The following is a 20,711-nucleotide window of genomic DNA, read 5'->3' as shown; positions in this document are numbered from 1 at the left end:
TTTGCGGAGCAGGCAAAAGCTTGCCTGGCTTGACGGAAAAGACGCGGTGAGCCGGCCGCGGCGCCCGGAGGATGGCCGGCTCTTCAGACGCCGCGCATGCCGCCATTGAAAGACCGAATGGCAAGCGCGGCTTGCCGCGTTCATGCAAACGCAACTTGTGAATGGCAAGCCGCCATGCCATATTTGTGCAGTGCAGCATAATTGGAGCGGCTATGTTCTGGCGTGTGGAAGGCAGGCCGTCGCTGAGTTTGGCGCTTCAGGGCGGCGGGGCGCATGGGGCGTTTACCTGGGGCGTGCTGGATGCGCTGCTGGAGGCGGGGCGCTATCGTTTCGACGGTTTGAGCGGCACCAGCGCCGGCGCGATGAACGCGGTGGCGGTCGCGCATGGCCTGTGCCATGGCGGGCCGGATGCGGCTCGGGAGGCGCTGGCGGCGTTCTGGCGCAGGGTGGGGGAAAGCTTGCCGGGAGAAATGGCCCGGCCTTTGCCGTTCAGCATGGATTCCACCGTGTCCTCCAGCCTGAAAATGGTGTTGCAGCTGTCCCAATGGTTTTCTCCGTACCAGCTCAATCCGCTGGATTACAACCCGCTGCGGGACATCATCGTTTCGTTGTTCGATTTCGAGCGCATCCGGCAGTCTTCGCCGGTGCAGCTTTTCGTCGCGGCCACGCACGCCAACAGCGGGAGGCTGAAGCTGTTCCGCAATGCCGACCTGTCCGCGGACGCCTTGCTGGCATCGGCCTGTCTGCCATCGTTGCAGCAGGCGGTGATGATAGAAGGCGAGCCGTACTGGGATGGCGGCTTTGCCGCCAACCCGGCGATCTTTCCGCTGTTCAAGTTTTGCCGCAGCGACGACATCCTGCTGGTGTTGCTGTCGCCGATGATGCATGGCGATACCCCGCGCACCGCCGACGAGATCCAGCGCCGGGCGATGTTGCTGGGCTTCAACAGCGCCTTTCTGCGCGAGATGCGCTTGTTCGCGCTGCTGCGGGAGATGGCGGATGCGCCAGCCTATCTGCGCGGCCGGCTGGAGCGCCATCTGCTGGCCACGCGCTTCCATCTGGTGGAGGCCCATGATTTGCTGGCCGAACTCGACTCGTCCAGCCGGGCGCTGACTTATGGCCCGTTCCTGGCCTGGCTGCGGGACGAAGGGCGCCAGGCGGCGCAGGCCTGGATGGCGGAGCATGGCGGCAAGGTCGGGCGCAGCGCCAGCGTGGACATCAACAGCTTGTTTCTCCAGTCCTGACACTTGTCAGGCTGCGAGGAGTGTCAGGCGGGATATGTTTTTGGCATGAATGCCCGTCCGAGTTCAAAATGCAAAGGCGTCGCCTTGCATGGGAAAGCGAGGCGGCTGGCCGGGCCCATGGGGCCATGGCGTTCTCTTGAGCGGAGGAAGCAATGCGGAAAGCGGTTTCAACCGAGGCTTTGCCGGCGTCCCGACGGATAGATGAAAGAATCGCGGAGCTTGGCGGCTGGCGCGGAGCGGCTTTGAGCCGGATGCGCCAGCTTATCCGGGACGCGGACCCGGAGGTCGTCGAGGAGTGGAAGTGGATGGGCACGCCGGTCTGGGCGCATGCCGGGATCATCTGCACCGGCGAATCCTACCAGTCGGTGGTCAAGCTGACCTTTCTCAAAGGCGCTTCGCTGGACGATCCGTCCAGGCTTTTCAACGCCAGCCTGGACGGCAACGCCAGGCGCGCCATCGATATCCGCGAAGGGGACGCGATAGACGCGGATGCGTTCAAGGCGCTGATCCGCGCCGCGGTCGCGCTCAATCTTGCCGCGGCGAAATCCAAATCCGGGAAGAGCGGGCGGAGTTAGGGCTGACGGCGCGCGGGTTCATCCCTCTATCCGCCAGGCACGATCATGGTAAGCGTCCACCTCGGGCCGGTGGGAGACGCTGATCACCGCTCAATCCGGCAGTTCGCTGCGCAGCTGCTGGTAGCCATGCCTCTGGTTATGCGGGGCCAGCGCCGAGGCCAGGTAGGACATCAGCGCCGCGCGGCCGATGAAGCTGAAGGACCGCGCCGCGACTTGCTGGGGTGCATTCCGCCTGCTCCGAGCGAGGAGGCGGGGCCTGGCGACGGGGCCGGGTTTTAGCCTGGCGGAAGCCGCGGCGCGGCCGCCCTGGCTTGCCTCAGTCGCCGCCGGCCTGTTGCCGGGCGGCGGCTTCGCGCAGCTTGTCTTTCTTGCTCTTGCGTTTGCCCTTGATGCCGCCGTTGCCGTCGGGGTCCGTCAGCGAGGCGGGCGGGACGGCGGCTTCGCTTGGCTCGAAGCCTTCTATCCGCTCGCGCGGCAGCCGCAGCTGCTGGCGTTTTTCGATCAGCTTGAAGTGGGCGGCGCAGTCGGCGCTGACGAAGCTGATGGCTTCGCCGCGGGCGCCGGCGCGTCCGGTGCGGCCGATGCGGTGGGTGTAGTCCACCGGCGAGCGCGGCAGGTCGTAGTTCACCACTAGCGGCAGCCGGGCGATGTCGATGCCGCGCGTCGCCACGTCGGTGGCCACCAGCACCCGCAAGCGGCCCGACTTGAGGTCGGCCAGCACCTGGCCGCGCTGGCCTTGGCTGCAATCGCCGTGCAGGGCGGCGGCGGGCACGCCGTTGCGCTGCAGCTTGTCCGCCACCCGGTCGGCGGCCTGCCGGCTGGCGACGAATACCAATGCCCGGTCCCAATGGTTTGTCGCCAGCAGATGGCGCAGCAGCAGGGTGCGCTTGTCTGCGTCCACCTCGATGGCGCGCTGGAGGATGTCCGGCGCGGTGGCGGCGGTTGGTTCGATGTCTATCCGCTGCGGCTGGTTCAGCAGCTTTTCCGCCAGCGCGCGCACCGCGAGCGGGAAGGTGGCGGAGAACAGCAGGTTCTGCCGCGTCGGCGGCAGCCGCTCCAGCACGCTGCCCAGCTCGTCGGCGAAGCCCAGGTCCAGCAAGCGGTCGGCCTCATCCAGCACCAGCGTCTTGACGGCGGAAAGCCGCAGCGCGTTGTGGTCGAGCAAATCCAGCAGCCGGCCTGGCGTGGCCACCACGATGTCCGCGCCGCCTCGCAGCGCCATCATTTGCGGATTGATGGACACGCCGCCGTAGACCACGGCCACTTTCAGCTTGCGCGGCAGGGCCTGCGCCAGGTCGCGCAGGATCTCGCCGACCTGGGCCGCCAGTTCGCGGGTGGGCAGCAGGACCAGCGCCTGGGGCTGGCGCAGGATGCCGCGCGGTCTGGACAACCACTGCTGCAGCAGCGGCAGGCAGAAAGCGGCGGTTTTGCCGGAGCCGGTTTGAGCGGTGGCCAGCAGGTCGCCGCCTTGCAGGATAGCGGGAATGGCGGCGTTCTGGATGGCGGTGGGCTGGATATAGCCTTGCTCGAGAGCGGACTGGACCAGATCGGGCTGCAGGCCCAGGGAAGCGAATGGCATGAATGGCGACAGCTGTTTAAATAAGGGAGATAAGGGCCAGATGGCCCGAGGCGGCACGAGTATCGGCCGCGCCGGACATCCGGTCAAGAAAGAAGCGCGACTTGCCAGCGGAAACCGCCGTTTGCGAGTACTATCTGGGCTCTTCATCCAAAATAAAGCCATCCGTAGATGCAAACAGAAGTCAAAGAGAAGCCCCGCTACGCCATTGTGGCCTCGGTGCAGTTGCCTGAAGTCAGCGATGTCGAGTTCGAGGCCTCGCTCACCGAACTGAGCGAGCTGGCCAAGACCCTGGGCTTCCAGGTGGTGCAGACCTTTGTGCAAAAGCGCAACAGCTTCGACCGCACCGCCTATATGGGCGTGGGCAAGCTGGAGGAAATCAGCATGTTCGTCAAACGCGGCATCCGCGGCGACGAACTGGAAGACGAGCCGCAGGCGCTGGACGCCAGCGTGGTCGAAATCGACGCGGTGCTGGTGGACCATGAAATCTCGCCGTCGCAGATGCGCAATCTGGAGCTGGCCGTAGGCTGCGAGGTGATGGACCGCACCATGGTCATCCTGGAGATCTTCCATCGCAACGCCCGCTCGCGCGCGGCGCGCGCCCAGGTGGAAATCGCCCGTCTCGGCTACATGGCGCCGCGCCTGCGCGAGGCGGCCAAGCTGGCCGGTCCGCAAGGCCGTCAGCGCAGCGGCATGGGCGGCCGCGGTTCCGGCGAATCGCATACCGAACTGGACCGCCGCAAGGTGCGCGACCGCATCGCCGAGTTGCAGCGCGAGATCATCGCGATGGAGCTGGAGCGCAAGACCCAGCGCGCGCGCCGCCTGGAGCGGCAGGGCATGGGCCTGGGCGGGGTGTCGCTGGTCGGCTACACCAACGCCGGCAAATCCACGCTGATGCGCGCCTTGACCGGCAGCGAGGTGCTGGTGGCCAACAAGCTGTTCGCCACGCTGGACACCACGGTGCGGGTGCTGTACCCGGAGAGCGTGCCGCGCGTGCTGGTCAGCGACACGGTGGGATTTATCAAGAACCTGCCCCACGGCCTGGTGGCGTCGTTCAAGTCCACGCTGGAAGAGGCGCTGGACGCCTCGTTGCTGCTGCATGCCATCGATGCCAGCGATCCGGGTTTCCTGCGCCAGCTGGAAGTGACCGACGAAGTGCTGAAGGAAATCGGCGCCGACGAGCTGCCGCGCATCCGCGTGTTCAACAAGATCGATCATGTCGGCGACGAAGCCGCGCAGGCCGCCTGGACGGCGGAATTGCAACAGCGCTACCCGGGCTGCGTGGTGATGAGCGCGCTTCGTCCGGATGACGTGTCCAGAATGCGCGCGGCCATCGTCTCTTTCTTCCAGCAGGATCTGGTGGAAGACGAGCTGCTGCTGCCGTGGTCCGCCCAGCAACTGCGCGGCGAGATCTACAGCCACTGCCAGGTGCTGGAAGAGCATGCCGATGAGGAAGGCAGCCGCTTCCGCGTGCGCGGCGAGCCGGAAAAGCTGCGCAGCCTGCGTGAGCAGCTCAACCCGGGTTCGCAAGGCAGGGAGAAAGAGTACTGGGAGGTTTGACTGCTCCCGGCGGCTGCCGCGCAGCGGCAGCGCAAGCGAAAAGCCTTCCCGACCGGGAAGGCTTTTTTCATTTCGCGGCAGCTGCCCACTCCGCAGGCCGCCGCTCGGGAAGCTTGCCGCCCAACGCCTCGGCCAGGTAGTCGATGAAGGACGCGATCCGCGACGATACCGCGGTGTTGCGGTAGTAGACGGCCTGGACCGGTTGGCGCATGTCCAGGGTGTCGGGCGCGAGGATTTGCATCAGGCGGCCGGATTCGCGGTCCCGCTCGGTCATGAAGTCCGACAGGCAGACGATGCCGGCGCCGCCCAGCGCTAGCTGCCTCAGCGTTTCGCCGCTGGAGGCGCGCACCGCCGGCTCTATCCGGCAGGGCTCGCCGTCGGCGCCCAGCAGCGGCCAGACGTTCAGCGTCTCGGGCTGGTTGAAGCCCAGCAGCGCGTGCTTGGCCAATTCTTGGACATTCCGCGGTTGGCCTCGGGCTGCCAGATAGGCCGGGCTGGCCAGGACGCGCAGCCGGCTGTGGCCGATCAGGCGGCTGTGCAGCGTCGAGTCCTTCAGCTGGCCGATGCGGATCGCCACGTCGGTGCGCCGCTCCAGCAGGTCGATGATGCCCTCGTTGCTGTTCAGCTCCAGTTCCACTTGCGGATAGCGTTCGCGATAGCCGCGCACCAACGGCACGATCACGTGCAGCATGAACGGCGTGGCGGCGTCCACCCGCAGCCGCCCGGACGGCTGTTCGCGCCGCGCCAGCATTTGTTCTTCCGCGCTGTCCACCGAATCGATGATGGCCCGCGCGCTGTGCAGAAACGTCCGGCCCTCCTCGGTCAGTTCCAGGCGACGCGTGGTCCGGCGCAGCAGCGTGGTTTTCAGTTTCTCTTCCAGCCGCGCCAGCGAACGGCTGATCGCCGACACGGTCAGGTTCAGCTGCTGGGCCGCGGCGGTGATGGAGCCGGTGTCCACCACGGTGGCGAAGGCCTGGAGTTCATCCAGCGTGATTTTCATTATTGATTTTTTTTCAAAAGAGTTTCGTTTATAAGCTGGTTTTTCCGCAAAAGTAAAGCAGGCACACTGCGTCCATTCCTCACGGACCCATGGATGTTCATCATGCCACTCGCTTTGCTCGCGCTGACCATCAGCGCCTTCGCCATCGGGACGACCGAGTTCGTCATCGTCGGGCTGATTCCGACCATCGCCGCCGATCTCCAGGCCAGCCTGCCTTCCGCCGGCCTGCTGGTCAGCCTCTACGCGCTCAGCGTCGCCATCGGCGCGCCGCTGCTGACGGCGCTGACCGGCCGCGTGCCGCGCAAGACGCTGCTGGCCGCGCTGATGGCGCTGTTCACTGTCGGCAATCTCGTCGCCTGGCGCTCGCCCGGCTATGAGTCGCTGGTCGTCGCGCGCGTGCTCACCGGCCTGGCCCACGGCGTGTTCTTCTCGGTCGGCTCCGTCATTGCCACCACGCTGGTGTCGAAAGAGAAGGCCGCCCGCGCGATCGCGACCATGTTCAGCGGCATGACGGTGGCCTTTGTCGCCGGCATTCCGCTCGGCACCTTCATCGGCCAGCATTTCGGCTGGCGCGCCACCTTCCTGGTCGTCGCGCTGTTCGGCCTGATCGCCTTCGTCGGCGCGATCGTCTTCGTGCCGCGCCGCCTGGCGCAGGCCGCGCCGGCGCCGCTGGCCCGGCAGCTCCGCGCATTGACGCAGCCGCGCCTGCTGCTGGTCTACGCGATTACGGCGGTCGGCTACGGCGGCTCGCTGATCGCCTTCACCTATATGGCGCCGCTGCTGGAACAGGTCGCCGGTTTCACGCCGGCCCAGCTCAGCCTGGCGCTGGTCGGCTACGGCGTGTCGGTCGCCTTCGGCAATGTCTGGGGCGGCAAGCTGGCGGACCGCGCCGGACCGGTCAAGGCGCTGAAGCGGATCTTCCTGTTGCTGGCGCTGGTGCTGCTGGCGCTGACCTTCACCGTCCACATTGCCTGGCTGGCGGCGCTGACGATGCTGGCCTGGGGCGCGGTGGCTTTCGGCAATGTGCCGGGCTTGCAGGTTTATGTCGTCCAGCAGGCGCGGCGTTTCGCGCCGGAGGCCGCCGATGTCGCGTCCGGTTTCAATATCGCCGCCTTCAATCTTGGCGTCGCCGGCGGTTCCTCGCTGGGCGGGCTGATCGTCGAGCGCGGCGGCCTGGGCCACACGCCGTGGATCGCCGCCGCGGTGACGCTGATCGCCTTTGCGCTGACCGCCTTCAGCGGCGCGCTGGACCGGCGCGGCGTCCTGCCGGGGGGGCCGCAGAAGCCGCTGCCCCCGCGCCTTGAGCGCGTCATCCGAGTCTTTTCAACGGCAGCGCGCACTTCACGCTGTTCTTGCATCGGACAAGAGCGCGCGCCTGCTGCCGGTTTTCCCATGACCACCACGGAGCACACACCATGAACACCATCCCCGCCTTCGGCCTCGGCACTTTCCGCCTGCAAGGCCAGGTCGTCATCGACTCGGTACGCAACGGCCTGGAACTCGGCTACCGCGCGATAGACACCGCCCAGATCTACGGCAACGAGGCAGAAGTGGGTGAGGCGATCGCCGCGTCCGGGGTGGGCCGCGAAGATCTGTTCCTGACGACGAAGATCTGGGTCGACAACTATGCGCCGGAAAAACTGGCGGCCAGCCTGGAGGAAAGCCTGGCCAAGCTGCGCACCGACTACGTCGACCTGACGCTGATCCACTGGCCGGCCCCCGGCAACGGCGTGTCCGTCGAAGCCTTCATGGCCGCGCTGGCCGACGCCCAGGCCAAGGGCCTGACCCGCCGGATCGGCGTGTCCAACTTCAACATCGAGCTGACCCGCCAGGCAATCGCCGCGGTGGGCAAGGACGCGATCGCGACCAACCAGATCGAGCTGAGCCCCTATCTGCAAAACCGCAAGCTGGTCGGCTTCCTGCAAGGCGAGGGTATCCACGTTACTTCCTACATGACCCTGGCCTACGGCAAGGCGCTGGGCGACCCGGTGATCGCCGCCATCGCGCAGCGCCGCCAGGCCACTCCGGCCCAGGTGGTGCTGGCATGGGCGCTGCAGCTGGGTTATTCGGTGATCCCGTCGTCCACCAAACGCGAAAATCTGGCCAGCAACCTGTTGGCGCAGACCCTGCGCTTGAGCGGCGAGGACATGGCGCAAATCGCCGCGCTGGAGCGCAATGGCCGCGAAGTGAACCCCGACGGCCTGGCGCCGCAGTGGGATTGAGCGCGCCGCGCCCGATCCGAAGCAACCCGTCCGCGGTCGGCAGGCCGCGGCATCGACAGGACAAGCACCATGATGCAGGACCCTCTGTTTCAACCGCTGCGGCTAGGCGCGCTGACGCTGCCCAACCGCATCGTGATGCCGCCGATGACGCGTTCGCGCGCCAGCCAGCCCGGCGACGAAGCTAATGCGTTGATGGCCGAGTATTACGCGCAGCGCGCCGGCGCCGGCCTGATCGTCAGCGAAGGGACGTATATCTCGCCGCTAGGCAAGGGCTATGCGTGGACGCCCGGCATCCACACGCCGGCGCAGGTGGCCGGCTGGCGCAAGACGACCGACGCCGTGCACGCCGCCGGCGGCCGCATTTTCGCGCAGCTCTGGCACGTTGGCCGGCTCAGCCACGCCAGCTTGCTGGGCGGCGAGCAGCCGGTATCGTCGTCGCCTATCCAGGCCGTCGGCGTCAATGTGTTCATCGCTGGCGAGGACGGCCGCACGCCGGGCTTCGTCCAGGCTTCCGCGCCGCGGGCCTTGAGCGTCGCCGAGATCGGCGAAGTGGTGGAGCAGTACCGCGCCGCCGCCCGCAACGCGATGGCCGCCGGTTTCGACGGCGTGGAGCTGCATGGCGCGAACGGCTATCTGGTGAACCAGTTCATCGACTCGAACGCCAATAGCCGTACCGACGAGTACGGCGGCACGCTGGAGAAGCGGCTGCGCTTCCTCGGCGAAGTGGCGCAGGCCTTGATAGACGGGAGCGGAGACGCGTCGCGCGTCGGCATTCGCCTGGCGCCGTTGACCACGCTGAACGGCTGCGTCGACGGCGATCCGGAAACCACCTATCTGGCCGCGGCCAGGCTGCTGGGCGAGCTGGGCGTCGGCTATCTGCACATCGCCGAGGCGGATTGGGACGACGCGCCGCTGATGCCGACGGTTTTCAAGCGGAAGCTGCGCGAGGCCTTCCCGGGCGTGCTGATATACGCCGGCAAGTACGCCGCCGAACGGGCGCGCGAGGCGATCGCCGCCGGCTGGGCCGACTTGATCGCCTTCGGCCGGCCTTTCGTCGCCAACCCGGATCTGCCGCAGCGTTTGCGAACCGGCGCGCCCCTGGCGACGCATGATCGCGCCACCTTGTTCGGCGGCGGCGCCCGCGGTCTGACCGACTATCCGGCCTTGGCCGCATCCTCGACTTGAACGGACAAAGAGCCATCCTCGGATGGCTCTTTGTCATCGCGCCGACGGGGGCGGGCCGTCAGCCGAAGATCAGCCGGCCGGCCATCAGCACGAACACGCCGCCGAGCAGGCCTTTCTGCAGCCTCACCGCCGGGCCGCGGCCCTTCAGGCGGCGGGCGATGCCGCAGGCGGCGAAGGCGTAGGCGGTATCGAAGCACAGCCCTACCGAGACCAGGATGGCCGCGAGCAGGGCGAACTGCGGCAGCACCGCGCCGTGCGCCGGCGAGACGAACTGGGGCAGGAACAGGGCGCAGAACATCAGCGCCTTGGGGTTGAGCAGATTGGTCAGGAAGCCGCGCGCGATCGCCGCGCGGCCGGACTCGGTCGCTTGGGGCGCATCTTCCGGCGCCGGCTTGGCGCGCACCACCTTCCACGCCAGCCACAGCAGATAACCGGCGCCTATCCAGCGCACCGCGTCGAACAGCAGCGGATGCGTGGCCATCAGGGCCGCGAGGCCCAGGCCGGACATCATCACGTGCAGAAAGCGCGAGGCGGCGATGCCGACAGCGGTCATCAAGCCGGCGCCGACGCCGCGGCTGGCCGAGGTGGCCATCACCAGCGCCATGTCCGGGCCAGGCAGGATGTAGACGGCGACCAGGGCGGCGAGGTAGAGCGACAACACGGACAAGGACAGCATGGCGGGCTCCGGCATAGGAAGGCGATGCGGCTAGTGTGCGCCTGGCGGAATGAAATTGCTTTGCTTTCTCTTGCGCCGACGCGTTAAATTTAAAAAGACTCTTTCTTGTTTTTGCGTGAATGAAAATGAATCTTCCAAAATCAAACCTGGATGATGTGGATCTTGCCTTGATGGCCATGCTGCAGAAGGACGGCAGGCTGTCCAACGCGAAACTGGCGGAGCAGGTGGCGTTGAGCGAAACGCCGTGCTGGCGCCGGCTGAAGCGGCTGGAAGCCGACGGCTATATCGAGGGATATCAGGCGGTGTTGAGCCGCAAGAAGCTGGGTTACGGCGTGCTCGCCTTCGTGCAGATCGGCTTCGGCAGCCATATCGGCGAGGCGCCGCTGCGCTTCGAGGAGATGGTGCGCGCGATCCCGGAGGTGCTGTCCTGCCATAACCTGACCGGCGAGTGCGACTACCTGCTGCAAGTGGTGGCCGAGGATCTGGAATCGTTCGGCGTTTTCGTTCGCGACGTGCTGCGCGAATTGCCGGGCGTGTCGTCCATCCGCTCCAGCCTGTCGCTGCGCGAAGTGAAGATGTCGGGCCGGCTGCCGGTGGGGCCGGAAGCGCGCCGCTAGCCGGAGGCGGCCGATCGGCAAGCTTGAAGCGCCGCGCGGCCTTCGCGCCCCGCGGACACGGCTGGGGGCGCGAAGTTCAGACCGCCTGCAGCAGGCCGATCGGGTTGCCTTCGGGGTCTTTGATCATGGCGAAGGTGTAGCCGTCCACGCTGGTGATCGGCATGTGCGGACTGCCGCCGGCGGCCAGCGCGCGGTCTATGGCCAGCTGCAAGTCCTCCACCAGCAAATAGAAGCTGTGGCCCGGCTCCATGCCCGGCACGCCGTTTTCGGATTGGCCGATGCCGCCCAGCAGGGTGCGCAGTTGCAGCGGGAAGTGGACATACGCGAAGCCGGAGCCGCCGTTCTGGTAGCGCCAGCCGAACACTTCGCTGTAGAACGCCTTGGATTTGTCCTGATCCTTGGCGATGATTTCAAACATCACGGCCGGATGCCGGTTCAGGCTGCCGATCTGCTCGGCTTGCGGGGAACGGCTGTCCAGGCCGCGGATGAAGCCCTGCTCGCGGCGCAGGAAGGTGACCGTGTTGTAGGTGCGGCCATCGCTGCTGATGAAGCACTGGCCGTATTTGTCGACGAAAGCGGTGAAGGCCGGGCCTTTGACATGGGCCAGAAAGGCGTCTTCGCTGGCATATTCTTCGAAGAACAGCAGGCTGGGGCGCACGGCGGGCGGCAGCGATTGCAGCAAGGGGTTGGGATTGTTTTCCGGCAGCGGAGCGTGGACCAGGTAAATCAGCGTTCCCGGCTCCTCCATCACGTCCTGCACATAGGCGGGCAGCGCCGACAGCACCTGTTCGACGCAACCGTGGCGGATGAACCATTGCGAAACCAGGCTCACGGGATTGCTTTGTCTGCTTGTCATGCCGTTTTCCTCTTGGGGATGTTTCGCCGTCACACAATGCGGTCCGGGTTGTCCTGGTCCACTCGCGGGGCCTGGCCGCGCAGTACCGAGTTGCCGCCGTACAGCGTGCGCTGATCCACCGGCGCGGGTTCCAGCCAGTCGGTTTCGCTCATTTCGCCGCTCAGGCCGTAGACCGCCAGCGCATTGTGGTAGACCACCTGCCGTATCGTGGCTTCGTCGAGGCCGTGGGCGGCCATGATCCGCGCCGACTTGGCGACGGCCAGCGGGTCGGACACGCCCCAGTCGCAGGCGGAGTCGACGATGATGCGTTCCGGGCCGTAGCGCTCCACGATGGCCGCCAGACGGTCGTTGCCCATCTTGGTGGAGGGGTAGATCGTGAACGCGCACCAATAGCCGCGATCCAGCACTTCCTGCACCGTTTCCTCGTTGTTGTGGTCGATCACGCAGCGCGCGGGATCGAAGCCGCAGGCTTCCAGCGTATCCATCGTCCGCTTGGCGCCGCGCTTTTTGTCGCGGTGCGGCGTGTGGATCATGATGGGCAGGTCGAATTCCAGGGCCAGCTCGATTTGCGCGCGGAAGGCGCGGTCTTCCAGTTCGGTCTGCTCGTCGTAGCCGATTTCCCCCAGCGCCACCACGCCTTCCTTGCCCAGGTAGCGCGGCAGGATGTCCAGCACGGCGTCGGCGAGTTCGCGGTTGTTGGCCTCCTTGGGATTCAGGCCGATCGCGCAGTAGTGGCGGATGCCGAACTGCGCGGCGCGGAAGCGCTCGAAGCCGGCGATGGTCGAGAAGTAATCGATGAAGCTGCCCACGTTGGTGCGCGCCTGCCCCAGCCAGAATGCCGGTTCGATCACGGCGACGACGCCGCTGGCGGCCATCGCTTCGTAGTCGTCGGTGGTGCGCGCGATCATGTGGGCGTGCGGGTCGATCAGCATGCCGCTCGCGCCCGGAGAGAGGCGGTGGCGCGACTGGCGCTCCTGTTGCCGCTGCGAGGCTTGCCGCAGCAGGCCTCGCAGCATTTCCGGACTCAATGTCGCCCCGCAGCAGGGGCAGGCCGCGCTGCGGTCGGAAAACATTTCTTCGATTGCTTGCTGGGTGTCGCTCATCTGGTTTTCCCCCTCGTTGGATTCATTCCCGCCACTGGGCCAGCCGTTCCCATTCATCGCTGAATTCGATGCTGGGCAGTCCGGCAGGCGCCAGCGCCCGGACATCGGGGTGCGGACTTTCCCTCGCCGCCAGTTGCAAGGCGTACATCTCGTGCGTGCCGGGACGGGTGTCGGCGTAATGCCGGCGCAGCAGCGCGTGTCCGCGCTCGCCGGGGCATAGCGCCAGCAGGCGCCAGATTTCCAGGTTCAGGCCGCGGCCGGCGGCGGCGCGCTCAGCCGCCAGGTCGCACAGGATTTCGCCCAGATCCTGATCGGCGCGTTCGGCCAGCCCCTGGATCGGCCACAGCGGCAAGTCCAGAAAGAAGGTTTTGGCCACCATCTGATTCCATGCCGCCTGCGGCAGCATGGCTTGTGGCCAGGGATTGCGCAGCGCGAAGGCGGCGAACACCGGACGGATGCCGCTGCGCACGGCTTCGCCGGCCCGCGCGAGCAAGGCCGGGTCTTGCGGATACAGGGCGAATCCCTGATACAGGGCGATCTGCTCCTGGATGTCGCCCTGGTTCGCCAGCTCGTCGAGCAGGGCGGCGAAGGCCGCTCCGTCGGACAGGCTGCCGGCCGCGGCCAAGATCAAGCCGACGCGGGCCGCCTGGTCCACGCTCCAGCGGCGGGCGTCGAATCCGGGCTGCAAGGCGCGGGCCTGGCGCAGTTCCTCATCGCTGAGCGCCAGGTCTTGTTTGCCCAGCTTGCGCGGCGCGATGCCCATCGCTTTGAACAGCAGGTTCAGCGGGCGGTCGCCTGTTGTGGCGTGGGCCAGATCCTTGCATTGCCGCGCGTACCAGTCGCCGTCGGCGCGGGCGCGCAGCCAGCTTTGCAGCAGCGCCTGCCAGTCGCTCAGGCGGGCGCGCCAGGCGCCCCATGCGTCTGATGCCGAATGGGAGGGAGGGGCGAGAGTCGGGTCTTGAGTGTCGATGCGCATGTTCAGGTTCCCGGGATATAGGTTTGCAGGAGGCGAGTGGCGAAATAGGCCGCCACGCAGCCGAGGATGGCCGCGGGCGCGGGCTGCGGCAGGCCGGCGGCCAGAGCCAGGCCATCCAGCAGGCTGACGGCGGCGATCATCCGCGCCACCGCCTGTCCGACCGCGCCGGGCGCCGAACGCTTGAGCAGCCGCGCCAAGGCGAGCGCCAGCGCGGCGGCCAGCGCGATGGCCAGCAGCGCGGCGAGCGCCAGCGCCTGCCAGGCCTGGGGGGCTCCGTCCGGGATGAACCGGACAAGCGCCAGCAGCGCGTAGGCCAATGGCGGCAGGCCGAGCACCGCCAGCGGCCAGAGAGCGCCGATGCGGTCCAGGCTTTCCTGCTTGGCGGCGTGGCTGAGCCCGACGATATGCGCCAGCAGCAGGGCGGCGGCCAGACAGAGCAGCGGCGGCGTGCCCCCGGCGAAGGCCGAGCCGACGCACAGGCAGAGCAGGGCGCGGCACGCGCCCATCAGCAGCGGGCTGCAGGGATTGTTCTTGTGCCAGACGTTGTACAGCACGATGGCGGAGGCCAGCAGCGCGCCGTAAAAACGGCTGTGATCGTTGCCGTATCGCCCCAGCAGCAGCCAGCCGGCCAGCAGCATGCCGAAGCCGCAGGCGAAAACCGTTTGCGCGCGCGCTTCGCCGGATGGGATGGGACGCTGCGGACGTTCGCGGGCGTCGATTTCGCGGTCGAAGGCATCGTTGAGGTACATGCCGCCCACGTAAAACAGGCACATTGACAGCATCAACGGCGGCAGGGCCGCCAGCGCCGCCACGCTCAATGCCTGTCCGCCGGCCGCGGCGCCCAGCAGCGCGGCGGCCAGCGCGTTGCTGAAGACGGTGGGCAGGTTGGAAACGCGGCCCAGGCGCAGCCAGACCGGCATCGATGAAACGGCGTCAGCGCTCATGGCGCAGCTCCTTCAGAACGGTATGCAATTCGAGCGCGATGGCTTGGGCCTTGGGCATTTCGCGCAGTTGGGGCGGCAACACGTCCCAGGTATAGGTTTCCACTTCGAGATGGGGGCTGACGGCCTGCCGGCGCAGCAGGCCGAGCACCGCGTCCAGGCTGTCGCGGGTGTTGGCCAGGCCCGCTTCCGGCGGTGCTTGCCAAAACAGCGGCACGTGGCAGTGCACGCGCCATGATTCCCGCCGGACGACGTTGGGCGGCAGGCTCAGCGCTTGCGGCAGGTCTCGGTGGCGCTGCAGGCCGGACGCATCGCGCCTGACCACCTGATGCAGGTAAATCCCGTCGTCGAAGGCCTGCAGTTGACGCGCGGCGCGCTCATCCATCGCTTCCACCCGCAGGGCGCAGGACAGCTGGATCTTGGCGATGCGGATGCCGGCGTTGAGCAGCTTGGCCAGCGCCGCGCATGGATCTTCGAATTCGACCGCGCCGTGGCAGACGTCGTAGCAGACGCCCAGATGGCGCTGCGCCAGCCGACGGGCTTCGGGCAGCGCGCAGCCGGCCTGCCGGGCCAGCTGCGCCAGATTTTCCTCGGCAAACCAATATCGCTGGAAGAAAGACAGGGCATCGGCGGCGTTTTCCAGCAGGCAGGCCGGCTCCGGCTCCAGCGCCAGGACGATTTCCTTGCCGGTTTCGCGCATCAGCCGGTTGAGTTCCAGCACGGCCAGCCGCAGTTGCGGCAGCGAGTCGGCCATCGCCGCCGCGCGGTCCCCTTCGGCGAAGCCCAGCGGCACGGTGGAGATGCTGCCCCCCACCCCGGGGGGCAGCAGGGCGGCCAGCGTCCGCGCGCAATGGGCGGTGTAAACGGCGCGCTGGCTGCTGCGCCAGTCGGGCTGGTAGACCGCCTGCTTCACCGGTTTTCGGTGAAAGTTTCCCCAGGGGAAGGCATTGATGGTGAACACATAGGCATGCAGCGATTCCAGCCGGGCGGCGAAGGCGCGCAGCGCTTCCTCATGCATCAGGCTTTCCGCCGCCTGGGCGGACAGCCGCAGTCCCAGGCCGAATGGCGCGTCGGGGGCCAGCGCACGCCACTCTTCCAGATAGACGCGGATCGCCGGCAGAAAATCATCCAGGCTGGCCTCGACCTCGGCCAGGCTGTCGCCGGCATGGATATTGGTGCAGTAGGAGAGATGCGCGGGCAGGGGCAGGTGCGCCAGTTTCATCGCCCGGCTCCGCAGATCGTTTCGTTGATGCCGGCGCGCGCATCGGGCAGGGCGGAGGCGTGCCGCTGCTGCAGCCAGAAGATGCTTTGCAAGACGCGCTCGCCGTCTATGGCGTTCACTTCACGACCGCGCCCCAGCTCCGCCAGCAGGGTCACGCACAGGTCGCCGCCCAGGTGTTCGCGGAATTCTCCGAGGCCTTGCAGCAGCGCCAGCCGGCCGCGTTCGTCGCGGGCCAGCAGCTGTTCGTGCCATAGCTCGAAGCCCAGCGCGCGCAGCAGTTGCCAGACGCGCGCCTCATCTCCCGCCGGCAGCAGTCCGGCCAATGCCGAATAGCGCGCGTCGCAGGCGACGCCTATGGCCACGGCCTCGCCGTGATTCAGCGCGTGGCCGCTCAGCCGTTCGAGCTTGTGCGCTATCCAGTGGCCATAGTCCAGCGGCCGCGCCGAGCCCTGTTCGAATGGATCGCCGCCCTGGGTGATCTGGCGCAGGTGCAGCGCCGCCGAGCGTTGTATCAGTTCCTCCAGGTCCGGACGCTCGAAGCGGGCGAGCGCGTCGGCCCGGGCTTCAAGCCAGTGGAAGAATGACGCGTCCCGGATCAGCGCCACCTTCACCGCTTCTGCCATGCCCGCGCGTTTTTCGCGCGCGGGCAAGCCGTCTATCAGCGCCGCGTCGTTGATCACCGCCCAGGGCACGGCGAAGCTGCCGATCAGGTTTTTCTGCCCGTTCCAGTTGATGGCGTTTTTGACGCCGACGCCGCTGTCGGCCTGGGACAGCACCGTGGACGGCAGACGGATGTGGCGCACGCCGCGATGGAACAGCGACGCGGCCAGGCCGACTGTGTCCAGCGCCGCGCCGCCGCCTATGGCCAGCGCGTAGGAGTGGCGGTCTATATTGCGGTCGGCCAGCGCTTGCAGCAGCTGCCACAGCTGCTGGGGATCGTTCTTGCAGACTTCTCCGCCCGGCAGCGGCACGATCTCCCCGGCTATTTCCAGGTGGGCGGCGTGGGTGTCCGCGTAGCCGCGGATGCGCTGCGGCAGTTCCGGGCAGGCGCGCAGCACGCCGCCGTCGATGAAGACCGCCAGCCGATGCCGCTTGGCCGGCTCGCGGCGGCACAGCGTTTGAAGCAGGGCTGGGTTGTCCGCGGCGAAGGCGTCGCGGGTGTGGATCACGCTGAAGTCATGGTTCAGTTGCAGCTGCAGCGGCGAGTCCGGCCTAGCGTCGGCGTTTGCCGCGCGGTCGGCCGGAAGCGGGCGAGGGACATCGGTTTCGGCTGGTTTCATCGGCACCTCCGTGAGCGGCGTCGGGGGGGTCCGACCATGTCTGGCGGAACGCGCCGCCAGGGACGCATCAATGGGTCAACATGAACGGGGGCGCAGCCACCAGATTGGAGACATTGCCGCCGACCGGGCATTGCGCGACCTGCTGCGCCTGCAGCTTCAGCTGGTACATCAGGCCCATCGCCCGGTCCATGGCCGCGGGTTTGCCGTTGAACACCTGGTTCAGGCTGGTCAGCAGCATCTGGTAGGCATCGTAGAAGCGTTGGGCGGCGACGGAAGCGGAGGAGCCGGGCAGGTAATCGCTGACGGAGGCATTGGCCAAGAAGTTGTAAATCTGGCTTTCATCCAGCGGCACCGGTGCGCCGTTGTAGGACCAGCCCGACACGGCTTCGGAGTCTGGCATCAGCTCGCGGCCGTAAAAGATCTCGCCAAACTTGAAATAGTGCGCGTAGCTGCCATCGCCGTCGCCAGGGCTGACATTCTCGACGGACACGCCTCGGTTTCCGCCATGGCGATGCCGCGGCAGGATCGATTCATTCAGATTTGCCTTCCTGAGCTTGCCCTCCATTCTCTGGCCTTCGAGATTCCCCTGGCTTTCGCCTCCGGTTTCGATGCCTTCGCCCTGGATCACGATGGTGTTGATCGCCAGCGCCGCGTCGTCGAGGTTCCGGATCTTGCCTTCCGCCGGCGCGGTGGGAACCGGCGGGAACCATTGGCTGATGTCGAGCTGCTGCTCCAGCCTGGGTGTGGCGAACAGTTCCGGATTGGTGGCGTTGGCGATGGTCAGGGCGGTCAGCAGAGCCTTGTAGAACTGGCCGATGGAGCCGAACTCGCCGGGGTTGACAGGCGTGGGTTGCGGCGCTTCCTCGCCAGGCAGGATTTCTCCCGGCTTGGTTTCCGGACGTTCTATCGCCATGAACACTTTATTCAGCTGCGGTTTGCTGAGCGCGGCCAGCCCCACCTGCAGATCATTGTCGATCTGGTCCGGCAGCGGTCCCGGATAAACCAGGGAGCGGCCGATGGCGACGATGTCCGGATTGCCGCCGATGGCGATCAGGATGTTGGAGGCCAGCGTCAGGTGCAGCATTTCCTCGGTGACGATGGATTGGATCAGGGCGGAGGCTCTTTGATTGCTGCCGGGCATGATGGAGAACAGCCCGGTGAGGTAGGGGGGGATGGTGGAGAACTCGAGCGCGATCGCGGTAGTGACGGCTTTCTTCAGCTCATCCAGGCTACAGCCTTTCAGCAATTGATTGATGATGCTCTGTTTGATGCGCAGCATATTGGTACCCTTTCGAAATGGAAGCTCGGTTATTTAGCCGGGCAGTCGGGCTTGCCGTAGCTGACGGCGCCTTGGGGGCAGTCTTTTTGAGAGCCTCCGCCTCGGGTAGGGCAACGCTTGCCGAACATGTCCAGCATGCTGGGGGGGCGGCCCTGTTCCTGCAGCACGCTGTCGAAATACTTGATCAGCGCCTGGCGCTTGCTGCTGGACAGATCCCGGGTGACCGGCATCTGGTCCGGATCGTCGTCCGGTTTGTCCAGCACGAACTTGAGGATGAAGGCGTTGGCGTCCGCCTGCTCTTTCTTGGAAAAATCGAACAGGCCCTGGCTCATCACCGGGTACAGGTTGGCGTACTGTTGCAGGATGGGCTGCACGTCTTCCCAGGTGACCGTATCGGGAACCGCATAGGTGGAGCGGACGACGATCGCGTACTGGTCGAACATCTGCTGTACCGTCGGCTGCGGAGCCGACTTGGGGGCGGAGGGGTCGGACGCGAAGTTGTAGGCGTAGTTGAACAGCTGGCCATCGATGTAATAGCGCGGGTAGCCCATAGCCTGCGGACCGCTGAGGGTAAGCTTCACCATGCCGTTGGCGTCGGTGCGCGCGGCGTTCTGGGCGAAGCGGACTTGCTCAGCCGGCACGTTGAAGGTGGGAGTCGCAGCCTTGGGCGTTGTTTCCGGCGGGGTGTCGGAGGGACAGTCGCCCACATCCACCTGGGGACCGGTGGAGGTGACGGCCAGGGTGACGTCGCCATTGGCCAGCGGCACGCCATATTGCGCGACGTAAACGTTCGAGTCCAAAACGTTGGCGGTCGCGTCATTGGGGTCAAGGCGCAGCGCGAATTGGTCGGCGCGCACTTCCCAGCCGCCGCTTCCTTCGCAGCACAATAGCAAGGCCCAGCCAGTGTTGGGATTGGGGTTGGCTGAAGTCAGCAACGCCAGCGGCAGTTGGTTGATGCTCGCTTGCATGGACGCAGGAATCGGCACCGCGACAATGCCGCTGCGGCTGAGCAGGTTGGCATTGCTGATGTCGATGGTCGCCAGCGGCTGATATTGCGCAGCTGCGGGAGCCGGGGCGGTTTGTCCCGGCTGCAGATAGGGACTGGTCGGCAGCGTCTGCGACGTCAATTGGGCGATGATCAGGGGTTGCTGCCACAGCTGCTGGCTATCGCCTTCTTTAGGGGCTGCTGGATTGCCGCTGCCCCTGCCGCAGGTGATGTCCACCTCATATGTCGTTTCCGGCGTGCTGGCTGGTCTTCTAGGCCTCCCATCCGCTGTTTTGTGGTCTGGTTTGTAGACCAGGGGCAGCGCATTGCTGAGGTCCACGTACAGAGTGCTGCTTTGGGTTTTGTCGTTTGTCACCACTTGCGCGCTGAACCAGCCGACATTGGGAACATAGTCTTGCGGCTGGTAAGCGTCGGGCGGCAGCAGATTATTGGCTGGAATGAAGCGGCGGCCCAGGATGAAGGACTCCGGCTCGGTCTCATAAGCGGGGCCGATGGCGCCCAGCAGGATGCCGTAAGAGAAGAAGCTTTCGCCCAATGCGTCGTCGTAGCCGTAAGTGGTCAGCCGCAGCGACAGGATATTGCCCTGTTGCTCACAGATGGCTTTCAAGGCATGCAGCACCGGGCTGTCGATCTTGTCCAGATCCCATTCCACATGGGTGAGCTGAGTTTGCCAGATGGCGGAGGCCGCGCTGTCGCCCGATATGTTCCCCACTCGGTTGAACCACAGGTCGCGGAAGGGGTTGGGCGCGTATTGGCCGCGCATCAGCACTTGTCCGTTGGCGGAGCGCAGTGTGATCACTTGGCCGTAAATACAGGAAGCCAGCTGCCAGTCCGGGTCCAGGTCCACCATCTTGCCGGAAGGCTGGTCGTTGGCGTTGCCCACGAGCAGGCCGACGGCGGCGTCTTCGCCGCTGTTCAGGATTTCCTGGCCATCCGGTCCCAGCGCCGATTGCACCACGCAATTCTTCAGCCCGAAGATGCCGGTGCCCCAAGGGTTCCACCAGCCGTTGTTGATCGAGATCTGAGCGCCGCCGGCGTCTTCCTGCACGGGAGGCTGGTAGCGCGGCTCCTGGAAGCGCTGTTCAAAGGTGGCGTTGTCGAAATGGCGCGGATCGTTGTTGACGGTGGAAACATCGGATTGGAACAGGCCGGAGAAGGCCAGACGGGGGTACTGGAGATAACTCATGCGATAGCTCCTCGATAAGGTTGCTACGGTCTTGAGCGGCTTTGCGATGCGGCGGGACGGCGAATACGTGAAGGATGCGAGCATCAGCTGTATTTCTAGGGGAGGGTTTCAACAATTTCAATGACGATTGATTGTTTTGATTCTATTGTGGAGTTTATTGGTATCTAAATGCCTGCATCGGCAGATGAGGCCGGGGCGGCGGTTTCC

General features: G+C 66.1%; 18 protein-coding genes. 7 read left to right on the top strand and 11 right to left on the bottom strand.

The window, feature by feature from the left end; genetic code table 11:
* Window positions 1-212 precede the first annotated feature (212 nt).
* The gene (locus ACY3GB_RS04245; RefSeq protein WP_463087645.1) at window positions 213-1,244 is read left to right on the top strand and encodes a patatin-like phospholipase family protein; all 1,032 of its coding nucleotides are present in this window, start codon (window positions 213-215) and stop codon (window positions 1,242-1,244) included.
* A gap of 242 nt (window positions 1,245-1,486) precedes the next feature.
* Window positions 1,487-1,819 carry a DUF1801 domain-containing protein gene (locus ACY3GB_RS04240; protein ID WP_463087644.1) on the top strand — a complete coding sequence of 111 codons (333 nt, stop codon included), beginning with the start codon at window positions 1,487-1,489 and terminating at the stop codon, window positions 1,817-1,819.
* A gap of 316 nt (window positions 1,820-2,135) precedes the next feature.
* Here ACY3GB_RS04240 and ACY3GB_RS04235 read toward each other — a convergent pair whose 3' ends face one another.
* The gene (locus tag ACY3GB_RS04235; protein WP_463087643.1) at window positions 2,136-3,398 is read right to left on the bottom strand and encodes a DEAD/DEAH box helicase; all 1,263 of its coding nucleotides are present in this window, start codon (window positions 3,396-3,398) and stop codon (window positions 2,136-2,138) included.
* A gap of 168 nt (window positions 3,399-3,566) precedes the next feature.
* On the opposite strand from ACY3GB_RS04235, the gene hflX reads away from it, so the two are divergent.
* A complete protein-coding gene (gene hflX, locus ACY3GB_RS04230) occupies window positions 3,567-4,955 on the top strand; it encodes a GTPase HflX (protein WP_463087642.1) in 1,389 nt (462 codons plus the stop codon).
* Window positions 4,956-5,022: 67 nt separating this feature from the next.
* On the opposite strand, the gene ACY3GB_RS04225 is transcribed toward hflX, so the two are convergent.
* The gene (locus ACY3GB_RS04225; protein ID WP_463087641.1) at window positions 5,023-5,955 is read right to left on the bottom strand and encodes a LysR substrate-binding domain-containing protein; all 933 of its coding nucleotides are present in this window, start codon (window positions 5,953-5,955) and stop codon (window positions 5,023-5,025) included.
* Window positions 5,956-6,057: 102 nt separating this feature from the next.
* Here ACY3GB_RS04225 and ACY3GB_RS04220 point away from each other — a divergent pair, with 102 nt between their 5' ends.
* The 3 genes from ACY3GB_RS04220 (at window position 6,058) to ACY3GB_RS04210 (ending at window position 9,362) form a co-directional block, all read left to right on the top strand.
* The gene (locus ACY3GB_RS04220; protein WP_463087640.1) at window positions 6,058-7,374 is read left to right on the top strand and encodes an MFS transporter; all 1,317 of its coding nucleotides are present in this window, start codon (window positions 6,058-6,060) and stop codon (window positions 7,372-7,374) included.
* A complete protein-coding gene (gene dkgB / locus ACY3GB_RS04215) occupies window positions 7,371-8,177 on the top strand; it encodes a 2,5-didehydrogluconate reductase DkgB (RefSeq protein ID WP_463087639.1) in 807 nt (268 codons plus the stop codon). The genes ACY3GB_RS04220 and dkgB overlap by 4 nt, the downstream gene beginning before the upstream one ends.
* A gap of 69 nt (window positions 8,178-8,246) precedes the next feature.
* Window positions 8,247-9,362: an alkene reductase gene (locus ACY3GB_RS04210; protein WP_463087638.1), complete on the top strand. Its 1,116-nt coding sequence runs from the start codon at window positions 8,247-8,249 to the stop codon at window positions 9,360-9,362.
* A gap of 58 nt (window positions 9,363-9,420) precedes the next feature.
* Here ACY3GB_RS04210 and ACY3GB_RS04205 read toward each other — a convergent pair whose 3' ends face one another.
* Window positions 9,421-10,038, bottom strand: a complete 618-nt coding sequence (locus ACY3GB_RS04205; protein ID WP_463087637.1) for a LysE family translocator — start codon at window positions 10,036-10,038, stop codon at window positions 9,421-9,423.
* 119 nt (window positions 10,039-10,157) lie between these two features.
* On the opposite strand from ACY3GB_RS04205, the gene ACY3GB_RS04200 reads away from it, so the two are divergent.
* Complete coding sequence (locus tag ACY3GB_RS04200) at window positions 10,158-10,655, top strand: Lrp/AsnC family transcriptional regulator (RefSeq protein WP_463087636.1); 498 nt, start codon at window positions 10,158-10,160, stop codon at window positions 10,653-10,655.
* Window positions 10,656-10,731: 76 nt separating this feature from the next.
* Here the strand turns inward: ACY3GB_RS04200 and ACY3GB_RS04195 are convergent, their stop codons facing one another.
* The 8 genes from ACY3GB_RS04195 to ACY3GB_RS04160 form a co-directional block, all read right to left on the bottom strand.
* Window positions 10,732-11,511: a VOC family protein gene (locus ACY3GB_RS04195; RefSeq protein ID WP_463087635.1), complete on the bottom strand. Its 780-nt coding sequence runs from the start codon at window positions 11,509-11,511 to the stop codon at window positions 10,732-10,734.
* Between the two features lie 29 nt (window positions 11,512-11,540).
* A complete protein-coding gene (locus tag ACY3GB_RS04190) occupies window positions 11,541-12,614 on the bottom strand; it encodes a TatD family hydrolase (RefSeq protein WP_463087634.1) in 1,074 nt (357 codons plus the stop codon).
* A 22-nt stretch (window positions 12,615-12,636) separates the two neighbouring features.
* Window positions 12,637-13,590: an EboA domain-containing protein gene (locus ACY3GB_RS04185; RefSeq protein WP_463087633.1), complete on the bottom strand. Its 954-nt coding sequence runs from the start codon at window positions 13,588-13,590 to the stop codon at window positions 12,637-12,639.
* 2 nt (window positions 13,591-13,592) lie between these two features.
* A complete protein-coding gene (locus ACY3GB_RS04180) occupies window positions 13,593-14,534 on the bottom strand; it encodes a UbiA family prenyltransferase (protein WP_463087632.1) in 942 nt (313 codons plus the stop codon).
* Window positions 14,524-15,753 (bottom strand): metabolite traffic protein EboE, encoded by a 1,230-nt coding sequence (eboE, locus tag ACY3GB_RS04175; RefSeq protein WP_463087631.1) that lies wholly within the window; start codon window positions 15,751-15,753, stop codon window positions 14,524-14,526. The genes ACY3GB_RS04180 and eboE overlap by 11 nt, the downstream gene beginning before the upstream one ends.
* Window positions 15,750-17,033, bottom strand: coding sequence for a 3-dehydroquinate synthase (locus ACY3GB_RS04170; protein WP_463087630.1), 1,284 nt, complete (start codon window positions 17,031-17,033; stop codon window positions 15,750-15,752). Before ACY3GB_RS04170 ends, eboE begins: the two co-directional genes overlap by 4 nt.
* A gap of 67 nt (window positions 17,034-17,100) precedes the next feature.
* The gene (locus ACY3GB_RS04165; RefSeq protein WP_463087629.1) at window positions 17,101-18,312 is read right to left on the bottom strand and encodes a ferritin-like domain-containing protein; all 1,212 of its coding nucleotides are present in this window, start codon (window positions 18,310-18,312) and stop codon (window positions 17,101-17,103) included.
* Between the two features lie 29 nt (window positions 18,313-18,341).
* Complete coding sequence (locus ACY3GB_RS04160) at window positions 18,342-20,504, bottom strand: Ig-like domain-containing protein (protein WP_463087628.1); 2,163 nt, start codon at window positions 20,502-20,504, stop codon at window positions 18,342-18,344.
* Window positions 20,505-20,711 lie beyond the last annotated feature (207 nt).

Source organism: Chromobacterium sp. Ag138, from assembly GCF_055181315.1.
Note: the sequence above shows the minus strand (reverse complement) of the source record. Positions and strands in the feature narration are given on the sequence as shown.